General features: G+C 66.4%; 12 protein-coding genes and 3 pseudogenes. 3 read left to right on the top strand and 12 right to left on the bottom strand.

The genetic code is table 11. From position 1 onward, the window contains the following. Window positions 1–54: 54 nt before the first annotated feature. Together OUO20_RS16515 and OUO20_RS16510 are read right to left on the bottom strand one after the other, a co-directional pair. A complete protein-coding gene (locus tag OUO20_RS16515; protein WP_018769714.1) occupies window positions 55–1,371 on the bottom strand; it encodes an ATP-binding protein in 1,317 nt (438 codons plus the stop codon). Between the two features lie 123 nt (window positions 1,372–1,494). Next, complete coding sequence (locus tag OUO20_RS16510; RefSeq protein ID WP_018769713.1) at window positions 1,495–2,442, bottom strand: L-lactate dehydrogenase; 948 nt, start codon at window positions 2,440–2,442, stop codon at window positions 1,495–1,497. Between the two features lie 90 nt (window positions 2,443–2,532). On the opposite strand from OUO20_RS16510, the gene ggt reads away from it, so the two are divergent. Beyond that, window positions 2,533–4,386: a gamma-glutamyltransferase gene (gene ggt / locus OUO20_RS16505; RefSeq protein WP_268002188.1), complete on the top strand. Its 1,854-nt coding sequence runs from the start codon at window positions 2,533–2,535 to the stop codon at window positions 4,384–4,386. Window positions 4,387–4,468: 82 nt separating this feature from the next. On the opposite strand, the pseudogene OUO20_RS16500 reads toward ggt, so the two are convergent. The 9 genes and pseudogenes from OUO20_RS16500 to OUO20_RS21750 all read right to left on the bottom strand — a co-directional run bounded on the left by OUO20_RS16500 (window position 4,469) and on the right by OUO20_RS21750 (window position 12,560). After that, window positions 4,469–5,982, bottom strand: a pseudogene (locus OUO20_RS16500) (amino acid permease). A 27-nt stretch (window positions 5,983–6,009) separates the two neighbouring features. Beyond that, window positions 6,010–7,425 (bottom strand): aspartate ammonia-lyase, encoded by a 1,416-nt coding sequence (locus OUO20_RS16495; protein WP_056391096.1) that lies wholly within the window; start codon window positions 7,423–7,425, stop codon window positions 6,010–6,012. A 40-nt stretch (window positions 7,426–7,465) separates the two neighbouring features. After that, the gene (locus OUO20_RS16490; protein WP_134164920.1) at window positions 7,466–8,506 is read right to left on the bottom strand and encodes an asparaginase; all 1,041 of its coding nucleotides are present in this window, start codon (window positions 8,504–8,506) and stop codon (window positions 7,466–7,468) included. A gap of 30 nt (window positions 8,507–8,536) precedes the next feature. Continuing rightward, window positions 8,537–9,243 (bottom strand): annotated as a pseudogene (locus OUO20_RS16485) (FadR/GntR family transcriptional regulator). A gap of 42 nt (window positions 9,244–9,285) precedes the next feature. Beyond that, complete coding sequence (locus OUO20_RS16480) at window positions 9,286–9,921, bottom strand: DedA family protein (RefSeq protein WP_144601524.1); 636 nt, start codon at window positions 9,919–9,921, stop codon at window positions 9,286–9,288. Between the two features lie 9 nt (window positions 9,922–9,930). Further along, window positions 9,931–10,686 (bottom strand): phosphatase PAP2 family protein, encoded by a 756-nt coding sequence (locus OUO20_RS16475; RefSeq protein ID WP_223993053.1) that lies wholly within the window; start codon window positions 10,684–10,686, stop codon window positions 9,931–9,933. Window positions 10,687–10,769: 83 nt separating this feature from the next. Next, window positions 10,770–11,306, bottom strand: a complete 537-nt coding sequence (locus OUO20_RS16470) for a uracil-DNA glycosylase (protein WP_268002186.1) — start codon at window positions 11,304–11,306, stop codon at window positions 10,770–10,772. A 211-nt stretch (window positions 11,307–11,517) separates the two neighbouring features. Further along, complete coding sequence (locus tag OUO20_RS21755; RefSeq protein WP_442781091.1) at window positions 11,518–12,153, bottom strand: HNH endonuclease; 636 nt, start codon at window positions 12,151–12,153, stop codon at window positions 11,518–11,520. Then, a complete protein-coding gene (locus OUO20_RS21750) occupies window positions 12,081–12,560 on the bottom strand; it encodes a DUF222 domain-containing protein (protein ID WP_442781144.1) in 480 nt (159 codons plus the stop codon). The genes OUO20_RS21755 and OUO20_RS21750 overlap by 73 nt, the downstream gene beginning before the upstream one ends. Before the next feature lie 312 nt (window positions 12,561–12,872). On the opposite strand from OUO20_RS21750, the pseudogene OUO20_RS16460 reads away from it, so the two are divergent. Next, window positions 12,873–13,384 (top strand): annotated as a pseudogene (locus tag OUO20_RS16460) (hypothetical protein). Between the two features lie 17 nt (window positions 13,385–13,401). Here OUO20_RS16460 and OUO20_RS16455 read toward each other — a convergent pair. Beyond that, window positions 13,402–13,785 (bottom strand): RNA-binding S4 domain-containing protein, encoded by a 384-nt coding sequence (locus OUO20_RS16455; protein ID WP_268002185.1) that lies wholly within the window; start codon window positions 13,783–13,785, stop codon window positions 13,402–13,404. 154 nt (window positions 13,786–13,939) lie between these two features. Here OUO20_RS16455 and OUO20_RS16450 point away from each other — a divergent pair, with 154 nt between their 5' ends. Next, window positions 13,940–14,296, top strand: coding sequence for a hypothetical protein (locus OUO20_RS16450; RefSeq protein ID WP_018771930.1), 357 nt, complete (start codon window positions 13,940–13,942; stop codon window positions 14,294–14,296). Window positions 14,297–14,335: the final 39 nt, after the last annotated feature.

Genomic DNA, 14,335 nt, shown 5'->3' with positions numbered 1-14,335 from the left:
GGCAAAGGTCCCTGTATGCGGTGCCCTGCAGGCGTCCTGCGGAGCAGCCGGGGACTAGACCCGTCCCAGCGCTTCGATGTCCTCCAGGAAGTCCGCCTGCACCTCCGCGCTCACGGTGGTGCGGGTATCACCAATGGCGTCGAGGTAGTCCTGGGTGGAGGGACCTTTCCTGACGGCGGCGCGGACGGAAACGTCGCCCCCGGAGGCCAGCCCGCCGTCGTCGTACACGGCTTTTTCCAGCGCCCGCTGGGAGGCGCTGCGGGCCGCGTACTCGATGTCGGCCGGGGAGAAGCCCTCGGTACGTTCCACCAGGAGTTCCACGTCCACGGCGTCCACCACGGCCGCCGGGATGAAACGCTGCCACATCGCCTCCCGGGCCTGCCGGTCCGGCAGCCCGATGGGGATGACATAGTCGAACCGCCCGTGGCGCAGGAAGGCCGAGTCGAGGGCGCGGATGAAGTTGGTGGCGCAGACCAGGAGCCTGCCGGGCTGTTCCCGGAATGCGGGAATGATCTTCAGCAGCTCGTTGGTCACCCCCTGCAGCGGTGACGGCGGATCACCGGCGCGCTGGGAGGCGATCTCCTCCACCTCGTCGATGAACACCACCGCGTGCTCCAGTTCCGCGATTTCCAGGAAGGTCTCGCGCAGCGCGCCGGCCAGGCCCTGCGGGTCGCCGGCCAGGCGGGACGGGAAGACCTCCACGAACGGCCACTCCAGCCGGGAGGCGATGGCCTTGGCAAAGGTGGTCTTGCCGGTGCCGGGAGGCCCGAAAAGGACGACGGCGCGCGGCGGCACCACGCCGAATTCATCGGCCAGGTCCGCCTCGGCGAGCGGCAGCACCAGGCGCCGTTCCAGCAGTTCCTTTTCCCTGCGCATGCCGGCAACGTTTTCCCAAAGGTCGCGGGCCAGGACGCGGCCGCCCAGCTGGCCCAGGGCGCCGAGCTCCTGGCGCTGGACGGGAATGGTCCGCTCGAAGTAGCGCAGGTTTTTCTTGAGTGCGAAGCCGCGGCCCAGGAAGGCCTCCACGCGGGTTTCGGACTCAGGCATCAGGGCGGAGAGCTTGTTCAGGCCGTGCGGGGCCATCCGGTTTTCGACGGCGGCGAGCAGCGAGGTGCCGATGCCCCTGCCGCGGTACTCGGGAAGGGTGGCCAGGAACACGATCCAGCCCTGGTCATGCGCGGCCCGTCCCACAGCGGCGCCCACCACCTGCTCGCCCTGCACCGCAACCACCGCATGGTCTTTTTCGCACGACGCCAGGACCTCGGACAGGGCGTATACGGGTTCGACGTTGTGGGCCTTGAGCGTCTCCCACAGGTGCAGGATGCCGTCCAGGTCCGCCGAGTGGAAATCCCTGATCCGCCAGTTGGTCATGCGTTACTCCTGTTGGTTCGTCATTGAGCCAGCCGTGGTCGAGCCAGCGTGGACATCTCAGGTGAGCATATGTGAAGCAGGCACCGGGCGGGGTTGCGGTGGCGTTGCATGCCGTGCCCCTGCTCAAACCCCCAGCATGTCCATTGTGTTCCGCAGCGTGTCCGCGGAATGGTGCAGGGCGGCCAGCTCGACGTCGTCCATGGGCGTTTCCAGGACACGGTGCACCCCGCCCCTTCCCACCACGCTGGGGAGGGACAGCGCCACGCCGGAAATCCCGTACAGCCCCGACAGCACAGTGGAAACCGGAAGGACAGCGTTGTCGTCCCGGAGCAGCGCCTCCACAATGCGGGCACCGGACAGGCCGATGGCGTAGTTCGTGGCCCCCTTGCCGGCGATGACCTTGTAGGCCGCCTGCACCACTTCACGGGCGGTGCCGGCGAGGTATTCGGGCGTGAAGATCCGCTCCCCGCCCACCGTCCAGTCCCTGATGGGGACCGGACCGATCGTGGCGCCGGACCACAACGGGAACTCCGTGTCCCCGTGCTCTCCCACCATGCTGGCGTGGACGCTGGTAACGGAAACCCCGGCCTCCAGGGCCAGGAGCCACCGCAGCCGGGACGTATCCAGCACCGTGCCGGAGGAGAAAATCCGTTCCGGTGGCAGCCCGGAGATGCGCTGGGCAGCCACCGTCAGGACGTCGCAGGGGTTGGTCACCAGGACATAGACAGCATCCGGCGCACGTTCCAGCAGAGGCGGCATCAGCTGCTCGAGGATCCGGACGTTGGTCCCCGCCAGGTCAAGGCGGCTCTGGCCTGGGTTCTGCTTGGCACCGGCCGTGATGACCACGACGTCGGCGCCTTCCGTGACGGCGATATCCCCGCCGCCGGTGACGGTGGCCGACGCCGCGGCGAACTGGCTGCCGTGGGCAAGATCCAGTGCTTCCGCCTCCGCCTTGGGCGTGTTGACGTCGTACAAGGCGATACTGCTGGCGGAGCCGCGGATCAGCGCGGCGTACGCCAGCGACGTCCCGACGCTCCCGGCGCCCACCACTGCGAGCTTGGATCCTGCCATGCTGCACTCTCCCTTTCCGGAGCCGTTGAGTGTGTCCTACCCGAAGAGTAGCGTGGCCCACATCACTCAAATCCCCAATTAGGAGCCACCATGCCACATTATGGAGGCCGGCTCGCAGCTGTTACTGCAGCGCTGGCTATGAGCGTTACCACCGGGGCCATCAGTCCTGCTTTTGCCACCAACCAACACGGCGCCGATGAACGGCACACGGACAAGAATCCCACCGCCACCGGTTACGGCGGTGCCGTCAGCACCGTGGACCCGGAAGCTTCAGCGGCGGCCATTGACGTCCTCCGTCACGGAGGCAACGCTGTGGACGCCGCCGTGGCTGCTGCGGCCACCCTTGGCGTCACCGAACCCTACAGCGCCGGCATTGGCGGCGGCGGTTATTTCGTTTACTACGACGCGAAGTCCGGAAAGGTCAGCACCATTGACGGCCGCGAGACGGCTCCGGCGGGGATTACCCATGATGCGTTCATCGATCCGGCCACCGGCAAGCCCTACCCGTTCACTCCCGAGCTTGTCACCAGTGGCGTCTCGGTGGGTGTTCCGGGGACGCCGGCCACCTGGGAGCGCGCGCTGGAGCGCTGGGGAAAGTTCAGCCTGAAGAAGGCGCTGGAACCCGCCATCGAGGTGGCGGACCGCGGGTTCGTGGTGGACGAGACGTTCCGGAGCCAGACGGCGGACAACCAGAAACGGTTCGAAGCCTTCACCTCAACCAAGGACCTGTACCTGCATAACGGGAAGCTTCCGGAGGTGGGCTCGGTCTTCAAGAACCCTGACCTCGCCGACACCTACCGGCTGCTGGCAGACAAGGGCATGGACGCGTTCTACGACGGAGCGTTGGCCAAGGAGATCGCCAAGACCGTACAGAACCCGCCCAAGTCTCCGGACACCAAGCTTCCTGTGCCCAAAGGCTCCATGACCGAGGAGGACCTGGAGCACTACAAGGCCCTGGACCAGGACCCCACCCACGTGAACTACCGTGGCTATGACGTCTACGGCATGGCACCCTCCAGCAGTGGCGGCACCACCGTGGGTGAGTCGCTGAACATCCTGGACGTGTTCAACGTCCCGTCCCTCAAGGCTGACCAGCCCGCCGTGCTGCACCACTACCTGGAGGCCAGCGCCCTGGCTTTCGCGGACCGTGCCAAGTACGTGGGGGACCCCGCGTTCGTGAAGGTGCCCACCAAGGCGCTGACCGATCCCATCTTCGGCAAGGAGCGTGCCTGCGAGCTTGATCCCATGCACGCGGCTATTAAGCCCTTGAAGACCGCAGGCGATGTCACCTCCTACGACGGCACCTGCCCGGTCAAACCGGCTGCGCTCGCGGATGAGAAGGATACGGAAAACATCTCCACCACCAACATGACCGTCTCGGACAAGTGGGGCAACGTCGTCGAGTACACGCTGACCATCGAACAGACCGGCGGCTCCGGCATGGTGGTTCCCGGCCGCGGGTTCCTGCTCAACAACGAGCTGACCGACTTCTCCACGGTCTATGACCCTGCCGACCCCAACCGGATCGAGCCGGGCAAGCGGCCGCGGTCGTCCATGTCGCCCACCATCCTGCTGGAGGACGGCAAGCCGTTCCTGGCCCTGGGCTCCCCGGGCGGCTCCACCATCATCACCACGGTGCTGCAGACGCTGGTCAACCGCATCGACCTGGGCATGAGCATCCCGGACGCCATCGCCGCTCCCCGTGCTTCACAGCGGAACACCAAGGCCGTCACTGCTGAGCCGGCGTTCATCGACAAGTACGGCGCAGCACTGACGTCGCGCTTCGGGCACACCCTGACCCCATCGGGCGACTCGTTCTCCTCCGCCTCGGAGATCGGGGCGGCCACCGCCATCGAATTCCTGGAGGACGGCCGGACACTAGCGGCAGCCGAGCCGGTCAGGCGCGGCGGCGGATCGGCCATGGTGGTCAAACCGTCAAAGTAGAAGAGCCACTGCATTAAACGCCCGACGGCGGCACCCGGCTCCTGGATTTCCAGGACCTGGGTGCCGCCGTCGTTCAGGGCAGCTACTTTTTGAAGGTCTCCGCCGGGGCATTGGCAACCACCGGCGACATGCCGGTGTAGCCGTCGCGGGTTTCGGCGATTTGGCGGATGCGGGTGCGGCAGGCGTACCAGCCGGCGACCATGAGGATGGAGGCGATGGCGGTGACGAGCATGGTCAGGGGTGAGTCGATGAAGACCATGATGAGGACGCCGATGAGGAAGAGCAGGGAGAGGTAGCCGGTGTAGGGGGCGCCGAACATGCGGAAGGAGGGGCGGGTGACCCAGCCTTTGTCGGCCCAGCGTTTGAGTTGGATTTGGCACAGGACGATGGTGGCCCAGGTCATGATGATGCCGACGGAGGCGATGTTCAGGACGATTTCGAAGGCTTCGGCGGGGACGAGGTAGTTCAGGGGGACGCCGAGGAGGGAGACGGTGGCGGTGATGGCGATGCCGCCGTAGGGGACGCCTGCTTTGTTCATGCGGGAGGCGAAGCGGGGGCGGAGCCGTTGACGGACATGGAGCGCAGGATCCGGCCGGTGGAGTAGAGTCCGGCGTTCAGGGAGGACAGGGCGGCGGTGAGGACGACGAGGTTCATGATGACGTCTACGCCCTGGACGCCGATGGAGCCGAAGAAGGTCACGAAGGGGCTGACGCCTTTTTGGTAGGAGGTGAAGGGCAGCAGCAGGGCCAGGAGGATCACGGAGCCGACGTAGAACACGGCGATGCGGAAGACCACGGAGTTGATGGCCTTGGGCATGATTTTTTCGGGGTTTTCGGTTTCGCCGGCGGCGGTGCCGACGAGTTCGATGGAGGCGTAGGCGAACAGGACGCCCTGCATGAGGATGATCATGGGCAGCAGGCCGTTGGGGAAGATCCCGCCGTTGTCGGACAGGAGGCTGATGCCGACCTGTTGGCCGTCCACGGGGGTGCCGAAGATGACGAAGTAGGTGCCGATGATGAGGAACGCGACCAGGGCGGCGACCTTGATCAGGGCGAACCAGAATTCCATTTCGCCGAAGACCTTGACCGAGACCAGGTTCAGGGCCAGGACGACGATGAGGGCGGTCAGTGCCCAGGCCCACTGGGGGACGTCGGCCATCCAGGGGATGTAGTTGCCGAAGAAGTGCATGTAGAGGGCGGCGGCGGTGATGTCCACGATGGTGGTGGTGGCCCAGTTGATCCAGTAGAACCAGCCGGAGACGAACGCGGCTTTTTCGCCGAAGAATTCGCGGGCGTAGGAGACGAACGAGCCGGAGGAGGGCCGGTGCAGGACCAGTTCGCCCAGGGCGCGCAGGATCAGGAACGCGAAGAACCCGCAGACCGCGTAGGCGATGACCAGGGACGGGCCCGCGGCGTTGAGCCGGCCGCCGGCGCCCAGGAACAGGCCGGTGCCGATCGCGCCGCCGATCGCGATCATCTGGATCTGCCGGGGCTTGAGGTTCTTGTGGTAACCCTTGTCCTCCGCGTGCAGGGAGGTCTCGGACGCATGCGCGTGACCACCATCAATCAGGTGGTCGGGAAGGGGAGTATTTGTCATTGGTGTGTCCTTCGGAGCAGGTGGGGACTACTTGCTGAGGTTTGCCAGGCGTTCGGGGCTCAGGAGTTCCTGGAGCTGGGCGTCGGTGAGGAGCCCGTGTTCCAGGACCAGTTCAGCCACGCCCTTGCCGGTGGCAAGCGCCTCCTGCGCGATGGCGGTGGCGGTGGCGTAGCCGAGGTGGGGATTCAATGCGGTGACCAGGCCGATTGACTGCTCCACGGTGCGGCGCAGGTGTTCGGTGTTGGCGGTGATGCCACGGATGCAGCGGGCCGTAAGGGTGCGGCATGCTGCTTCCAGGTGGGAGATGCTCTTGTGGAGGCTGTGGACGATGATGGGTTCGAAGGCGTTGAGCTGCAGCTGCCCGGCCTCGGCGGCCATGGTGATGGTGACATCGTTGCCGATCACCTCGTAGGCCACCTGGGAGACCACTTCCGGGATGACGGGGTTGATCTTGCCGGGCATGATGGACGATCCGGACTGGACGGCCGGCAGATTGATCTCGCCGAAGCCGGCGCGGGGGCCTGAGGAGAGCAGGCGGAGGTCGTTGCAGATCTTGGACAGCTTGACCGCCACACGCTTCAGCACGCCGGACAGGTGCACAAAAGCGCCCACGTCCTGTGTGGCTTCAATGAGGTCGACGGCGGTCACCAGCGGCAGTCCGGTGACCTCCGCAAGGTGCCGGCAGGCCGTTGCGGCGTAACCGGCCGGGGCATTCAGGCCGGTGCCGATGGCGGTGGCCCCGAGGTTGATCTCGTGGATCAGCAGCTCTGCCTCCGCCAGGCGCAGCCGGTCCTCGCCGATGGTGACGGCGTAGCTGCCGAACTCCTGGCCCAGGGTCATGGGGACGGCGTCCTGCAGCTGGGTGCGGCCCATCTTGACCACGGTGCGGAATTCCATGGCCTTGGCAGCGCAGGCATCCTCGAGTTCTTCGAGTGCAGCCAGCAGCTCCCTCGCGGCGAAGATGGTGCCCAGCTTCACGGCCGTGGGGTACACGTCATTGGTGGACTGGCTGAGGTTGACGTGGTCGTTCGGGTGCAGCCGCGCGTAGTCACCCTTGGGGTGGCCAAGGATTTCCAGCGCCCGGTTGGCGATGACCTCATTGGCGTTCATGTTCGACGACGTCCCGGCACCGCCCTGCACCACGTCCACCACGAACTGGTCGGCAAGCCGTCCGGCCAGGACGTCCTGGCATGCCTGTTCGATGGCGTCGGCGCGTTCGGCGTCCAGCAGGCCAAGCTCGCGGTTGGTGCGGGCGGCGGCCAGTTTCACGGCGGCAAGCCCGCGGACCAGGTGCATGTTGGAGGACAGCTTCTGGCCGGTGATCGGGAAGTTCTCTACCGCGCGGAGCGTGTGCACGCCCCAGTAGGCGTGGGCCGGTACGTCGCGGTCGCCGAGCAGGTCGTGCTCGGACCGGACGTCTGCGGTGGTTTGGGTGATGGTCATGGGGTCCTTACGGGGCGTCGTTGTCGGGTTCGGACGGTGGTTATGCGGAAACAGGGGCAAGAAAATCGGTGGCCAACAGCCGGCCCACCTGGTGGCCGCCGCCCAGCACGGGTGCGGTGGCGATACCGGTGAGCGGTTCGATGTCCACGCCCAGCGCATCCAGCAGGCGGACGGTGGCGGGCATCCGGGCGCGGTCGCCGCCGTCGGAAATCTTTACAGCCACGGCGCTGCCGTCGGCCAGGCCCACCAGCTGCACGCCCTCAAAACCGTCCTTGGCCACGGCGCCGGGCAGCAGGCGCATCAGTTCGGTGACGTCGCGGCCTTCCCCGGCCACCATGTGCGGGTGCTGCTGCATGGCCAGCCCGACGGCGGCCTCCGCACTTCCCGAATCCAAGGCGTCATTGTGCGCGGCCGCTTGGGCGATCCGGCCAAAGGCGCGGGCCATGCCGCGCAGGCTCAGGGCAAACAACGGGGTCCCGCAGCCATCGGTGCTCGCCGCGGCCGGCTCCTCGCCGGTCAGGTCGGTGACGGTCTGCGCAACGAGTTGCTGCAGCGGGTGGGCGGGATCCAGATAGCCCTGCACGGACCAGCCGTTGATGGCGCAGGTGGCGGCCATGGCGGCGTGTTTCCCGGAGCAGTTCTGGGTGATCCGGGTGGCGTTTCCGCCGTTCCGCAGCCAGTCCTCACGCTCGGTGGTGCCGTAGGGAAGGTCGGTGCTGTTTTCCAGGTCGGTGGGGGCGAGCCCGTGCAGTTCCAGGATGCGCAGGGCGCCGTCCCGGTGGACTGCGGCACCCGAATGGCTTGCGGCGGCCAATGCCAGGAGGTCTGCGGGGAGTTCAAGGCCGGCGCGGACCAGGGCGACTGCCTGGAGGGGCTTGAGCGCAGAGCGGGGGTAGAAGGGAGTCTGGGGATCCCCAGCGGCTGCCGCCACTGAACCGTCAGCCGCAAGGGCGATCGCTGAGCCGTAGTGGACACTTTCCACCAGGCCGTCACGGGTGGCGGCCACCAGCGGGACGTGCTGCGGCAGGGCCAGCTGGGCCGGGGCAGCGGTGTGGGCAGCAGAAAACACGGGGGATGGCATGGAGTCCTAGGAAGGTTTGGTTGGATACGGCTAGTTGTTAAGGATGGAGTCCAGGGCCACGCCCACGGCTTCCAGGTGGTGGGCCATGGCGGCGCGGGCGTTTTCCGCCGAGCCGGCCTCGATGGCAGCGAGGATCTGCTGGTGCTCAATATCGGAGGCATGCTGGCGGTCTGCCACCATGTTCAGGGTCTCGGACTGGTGCGCCAGAGCGTCGCGGATGTCAGCCACGACGCTGGCAAACACTTTGTTGCCGCTGGCGCGTGCGATCGCGGCGTGGAAGCTGGAGTCCAGGGCCACCCAGGATTCCGGATCGGCTTCCGTGGCCATGGCGGCAACGATCCCGCGGAGGACGTCGAGCTCCTCCGGAGTGCGGCGTTCCGCTGCCAGGCCTGCAGCCGGGACCTCGATGTGCGGACGCGCTTCTGTCAGGTCCCGCGCCGAGTATTGCCCCAGCATGAGGTCGTTGGCCACCTTGCTGGCAATGACGAACGTGCCCTTGCCGGTCCTGGTGACCGTGAGGCCCAGCGCGGTGCAGGAGCGGAGGGCTTCCCGGATTACCGATCGGCTGACTCCGTACTGCTGCGAGAGGGTTGCCTCCGAGCTGAGCTTGCTTCCCACCGGAAGCGCGCCGGACTCGATGTCCTCACGGATGGCGTTGAACACCGCCTCGGCAGCGCTCAGCCGGGCAAGGGGCGGAATGCAGGCTGTCCTGCTGTCCGGCTGTCTGACAGGTTCACGCCTTAAATATGGCACTGGTCACAGTTGCTGTCAAGCTCTCCCTAGTCCTGCCGCCGGCTGGCCGCACGCCGCCGGTCGCGCCGCCGTCGTGACCGGACGTGCCAGACGATGAGCCCTGCCACCGCCACGATCGCTATGACGACGGCGAGATCCCGGCCCGCTGCCTGGGCAACGGCTTCGTAGGAGTTGCCCGCGAGGAAACCCAGCAGGACGAAGCCGATGCCCCACACCATGCCGCCCACCGCGTTGTAGGCAAGGAACCGGCCATAGGGCATCCGGGACGTGCCCGCGAGGGCGGGCATGACGGCCCGGAAAAAGGCGGTGAAGCGGCCCAGGAAGACTGCCGAACCGCCCTTGCGGCGGAGGAAGTCCTGCGCGTTCTCCAACCTCCCGGCATGGCGGCGCAGCATTCTTGCCTTCATGATGCGCGTGCCCAGATGTTTGCCCACTTCGTAGCCCACGCTGTCGCCGATGATGGCGGCAGCGACCACCAGGGCCATCATCGCGCCCAGCTGCACTTCACCGCGGCTGGCCACTACTCCACCCAGGACGGCCGCTGTCTCACCTGGAACCACGAAGCCCACAAACAATGCGTCCTCGGCAAAGACCAGGCAGAAGACGGCAATATATGCCACAAGCGGGCTGACGTTCAGGAGGCCGTCGATGAAGCCCGTCATGGCTGCTGGTCAGCCTTGCGGGGCCGGGACGGGGCCGAGCTTTGCCAGGAACGGGACCCGGGCCAGCAGTGACAGCCCAAAGCGGTTCCACAGGCCGGTCAGGAACGCGGCACCGGTAGCTGCGGTAAGGAAGGATGCCGTGACGTCGGTGGGGTAGTGCACGCCGAGGTAAACACGGGAGAAGGCCACGAGGACCGCCACGGCGATTCCGAGGACGGCAGCCGGCCGCTGCCACCTGGTGCCGCGGGCCAGCAGGAAGACGGCAATGGCCAGCGCGGAAGCCAGCGCCACATGCCCGCTGGGGAAGCTGTCCGTTCCCGGCTCCGGGATGAGCGGGTTGTACAGGGCTGTCGAGTCCGGGCGGTGCCGGGCCACCAGCACCTTGAACAATTCGCTGCTCACCCAGGCGCCGGCCGCAACCAGGCCCGTGGCGACGGCGTTAACGGGGCTGCGGCGGACCAGCAGCAGATAGAGGCACAGGGCTGCGATCATCAGCACCCCGCCAGCCGGGCTGAACACCACATTGATGAACATCGCCATGCCGGTCAGGGGTGCGGTGTGGTCATGGCTCAGCTCGGCGTCCACGGACATGTCCGCTGACGTCAATGCCGGGCTGAACCTCAGCGCCAGTCCGCCTGCCACAATCAGGACTGCTGCGATGACGGGCACGGCAATCCAGTGCCGAAGCTGGGGGAGCACGGCCATGCGGATGGCTGCAGCCTCCGCTGGAGGTCCTGCCTCATGGGAACGGTCGGGGTGGGACATCAAGGTCAGCCTGGTTCTCTCGCCGGTCAGGGTACCTACGAGTATGCGCCTGCGCGGCTGGAAGAAAGCTGGGAAACCGTCCGCTAAAGGTGCTGGATGCCTGCCCGCTGCATGGCATCACGGTAGGTGTCCACGCTCTTGGCCAGCAGTTCTTCCTGCTTGGCTTCGGAAACAGCAAAGGCCCTGCCGCCGAGGGCAGAGGCCTTGTAGATTTTGATGCCGGCGTTCTTCAGCGATGAATGGTAGGTCTTCTCGAACAGGGTCAGGAACGTGGAGGCGTCCGTGCCGTGCGCGATGATCGCCGAAACGCGGGAATTGATTTTGAGGAACTGCCGGAAAGGACGCAGGCCGTCGGTCTTTTCCTGGACACTCAGGGCCGATGGGCTGCCACTCTCGCGGACCCACGGGTAGGCGTTCCACGGCATGACGTAGCGCGGATCCAGTTCAGCGAGCTCGTAGATCTGGGTGGCTCGGCGGGCCGCTTCGTCGTCGTTGTTGTGGGAGACGAATCCGGACTCCGTCCCCTTGCCGGGACTCGCCTGAAGGCTGATGATCCTGCACTCGTCTTCGTCGTGGACGGGGTCGATATAGGGGACGACGGAACCGGGCTTCTTTTCCATCAGCTCATCGCAAAGCTGGGTTACCTTCGCGATATTTGGTTCCTGTAGCAGGGCCTTTTTTTCGTCCCAATCAATCGTCACGATTTCTCCCTTTGCAGCGAGGCGTCCAGAATCAGGCGTCCTATGCCACTCTACGCTTTTGCGGGGAGGGGTGGGCACACCAAATTTGTTCCGGCCGGGCTGTGGGAGTAAATGACGACGTCAGGGGGCCTCATGCGCGAACGCCAGCCACTCTTCGTGGGAGTTGCGTGATCGTGCTCCTGCCGGCGGGCGAGCAGGGGTGTGGCGTTCCGGGTGGTGGTGGTGCGGTGGAATGGGGTGCGGTGGAATGGTAGGTGTGGCCGGTGGGGGTGGTGGTTGCCACTGTATGCCGCGGGCCGGGCACCTGCTGGGCGGTCCAGCCGGGGGTTTCCTTGGTGTGGTTGCAGGCTTCGCAGAGGCCCTGGCCGTTGCCGGCGCTCGTGGAGCCGCCATCGTGCCAGGCGGCGATGTGGTCGTGGTGCCGGATCGGGGCGTCGCAGTACGGGGTGCGGCAGGTATCGTCCCGGATCTGCAGGAAGCGTTTCAACCCCGCCGGGAACAGCCGGGCCCTGGAATCCATGCCCACCAGATCCCCGCTGCCGGGGGCGGTGTAAAGCCGGCGGACCCACAGGCTGGGTTCGGTGTGGCCGGCGCCGGTGAGGGCGACGTTCCGGGCCCAGGCGGCGGGGATGGTGCCGTAGCCGGGGAGCCGTGCGGGTTCGGCATCACCCTGGAGGAAGGTCCGGTCGGTCATCACGAGCTGGATCTCGACCCCGCTGACGCCTCCAGAGGTCCCGGTGACGCGTTCGACGAGGGCGTCAGCCATGACCTGCCCCCGGGAGCGCCCATCCCCGGCCGAACGCACCGTATCCGCGCCGTCCAGGGTGCCGGTGTCAGCGGGAGTGCCTCATCCACCCCGGCCCGGTCCTCCGCTGACAGACAGATGGTTTCCTTCACGATCAGGGTTGCCCGCCATTCATTCAGCCGGCCCGCCCGGAACGCCGCGAACGTGCGCGGCATCCTGGGAAGGGTTCTGGCCAGGCCGAGCAACCGGGACCCCCTGGCCGGGGATTCCCGCCGGGCCAACGCGAGCTGCGCCGCGACCCCGGCACCCTGCTCATGAGCCGGGACCCCGGCGGCGGCCTGCTCACCCCGCTGCTGTAGATCAAACGCCACCGCGGTATCGGCCTGACGGGCACCGGCAAGGCACTTCAAATCCTCCAGCCCACGCATCTGGTCGATCATCCCCGCGCTGTCGGCAGCCAGCTGAACAGAAGCGAGCAGCTTCAAGACATCACCAATCGAAGGCGCAGCAGGCGGGAACGGAAGCCCATCCTTGACACCCGTAACAGCAAACGTGCGATGCGGCGGACCAGCAGCCAACAGCCCCCGAGGCTCCGCCCCAAGCACTGCCGCCATCCCACCAACCGCTTCCATGACCAAAGTCTTCCACCAGGGTCCGACAACGACAGCCACCCAAAAGCCCTATGTGGAAAACGGCAGGCTGCAACAGTGAGGGTCCGAGGACATGCTGTTCAATGGATTATGCAGTTCACCAGGAAGGGCCTGAAGGCCGAAGGTTTCGCTGGCTTCCGGCCCATCCAGGATCTCGAGACCATGAGGATCCCGCAGGCAACAGGCCTCTTCACCGTCGTGGCTCCGGAAGGTTTCCAGCCGCGCTTCCTCACGAAAAGCACAGCAGGAGTCTTCAAGAAGAAGGAACCGTCCCTCTCCGCCGCCGCTCTGACCGCCGAGTGGGTAGAGGGCGCCGTCGTTCTCTATGTCGGAAAGGCCGGGCCGGGAAGCAAAGGTAACCGGGGGCTGCGACGTCAGATCCAGGAGTTTGTGGACTTCGGGCAAGGAAAGCCCCCGGGCACTGGGATGGGCGGGCGATCTGGCAGCTGGCCAATGCTGGATCACTGGCCATTGCGTGGAAAGAACTCCCGGCGGAACAACTGAATGACGCAGAAGCGGCCTGCCATTCAGCTTTCGTGGCGGAATTCGGCCGGTTGCCGTTCGCTAACCTCGTGCAGGCGCGCACCAAGTCTGGCGGTTAACCTCTGCAGTACGCTCCTCACGCAGGGCCGCGCAAACGCTCCATCTCGCGACGGTCCTTCTTGGTGGGCCGCCCGGCGCCCCGGTCCCGTTGCGGCAGGCCAAGTGCCGGCAGGACAGGCCGCGGGGGAGTGTGGTCGGTAAAGCAGTGCGATGCCGCGTCGGCTCCCACACGTTTGGCGATCAGCCGCCGAACCTCCAGGATGCGCTCGTATCCCGGCATGCGGACGGTCACGGTATCACCGGTGACGAGGGTGGCTGATGCCTTGGAAGGGCTGCCGTTGAGGCGGACATGCCCGGCGCGGCAGGCTGCTGTGGCGGCGGACCGCGTCTTATAGGCGCGAATGGCCCACAGCCAGGCATCGATTCGGACACTGGCGGGGGAGGAGGGGAGGCTGGTCATGGTTGGCACCGAGTATAGCCGCGGCCGCGTCGTGCCGTCCCGCGCCTCGTGCAAGACTTGGAGCACCTGCCAGGAAGAGAGAAACGTGGAGCCCTACCGCCCTCACCAGCACCAGGACCCCAGAGCCTGTCCGGATTCATCACAAAGGCCTGCGTTGCCTGCATGGGCGGGGACGTTCCGGACGGTCCTGCTGGTCCTGGCCGCGATTTTGTTGCTGCTTCTGCTGCTCCTGCTCATGATGGGCACGTCAAGAGTCGGGGACATGTATGCCGGCGGCACTTCGGCAGTCCTGCAGGCGACCATCTGGATTGGATTGGCGCTGCCCGCCCTGGGCGTCCCGTACGTGGTGGCCAGCATTGCCTACGGAGCCTTGTGGACGGCAAGGCTGCGGGGCAGGGGCTACCGCCGCTACCCGGCCACGACGTGGATGCTTGTGGCAGGGCCGATTGTTGTGGGACTCTCCATCACGGCCCTGGTCGCGCTGGTCATGGCACCGGCCAGCCTGCTGTGATGCCCGGTAACCCTGACCGGCTGTACCCTTGCACGCAGG

It is taken from the genome of Arthrobacter sp. FX8, assembly GCF_026723805.1.
Lineage (GTDB): Bacteria > Actinomycetota > Actinomycetes > Actinomycetales > Micrococcaceae > Arthrobacter.
The sequence above is the reverse complement of the archived record's forward strand: the minus strand, read 5'-3'. Positions and strand labels throughout refer to the sequence as shown.

What these genes read in the sequence shown, in the direction of transcription:
- OUO20_RS16515 (WP_018769714.1), bottom strand. Translation starts at nt 1,371, where the DNA reads ATGACCAACTGGCGGATCAGGGATTTCCACTCGGCGGACCTGGACGGC.
- OUO20_RS16510 (WP_018769713.1), bottom strand. Translation starts at nt 2,442, where the DNA reads ATGGCAGGATCCAAGCTCGCAGTGGTGGGCGCCGGGAGCGTCGGGACG.
- ggt (WP_268002188.1), top strand. Translation starts at nt 2,533, where the DNA reads ATGCCACATTATGGAGGCCGGCTCGCAGCTGTTACTGCAGCGCTGGCT.
- OUO20_RS16495 (WP_056391096.1), bottom strand. Translation starts at nt 7,425, where the DNA reads ATGACCATCACCCAAACCACCGCAGACGTCCGGTCCGAGCACGACCTG.
- OUO20_RS16490 (WP_134164920.1), bottom strand. Translation starts at nt 8,506, where the DNA reads ATGCCATCCCCCGTGTTTTCTGCTGCCCACACCGCTGCCCCGGCCCAG.
- OUO20_RS16480 (WP_144601524.1), bottom strand. Translation starts at nt 9,921, where the DNA reads ATGACGGGCTTCATCGACGGCCTCCTGAACGTCAGCCCGCTTGTGGCA.
- OUO20_RS16475 (WP_223993053.1), bottom strand. Translation starts at nt 10,686, where the DNA reads ATGTCCCACCCCGACCGTTCCCATGAGGCAGGACCTCCAGCGGAGGCT.
- OUO20_RS16470 (WP_268002186.1), bottom strand. Translation starts at nt 11,306, where the DNA reads ATGGAAAAGAAGCCCGGTTCCGTCGTCCCCTATATCGACCCCGTCCAC.
- OUO20_RS21755 (WP_442781091.1), bottom strand. Translation starts at nt 12,153, where the DNA reads ATGGCTGACGCCCTCGTCGAACGCGTCACCGGGACCTCTGGAGGCGTC.
- OUO20_RS21750 (WP_442781144.1), bottom strand. Translation starts at nt 12,560, where the DNA reads ATGCGTGGGCTGGAGGATTTGAAGTGCCTTGCCGGTGCCCGTCAGGCC.
- OUO20_RS16455 (WP_268002185.1), bottom strand. Translation starts at nt 13,785, where the DNA reads ATGACCAGCCTCCCCTCCTCCCCCGCCAGTGTCCGAATCGATGCCTGG.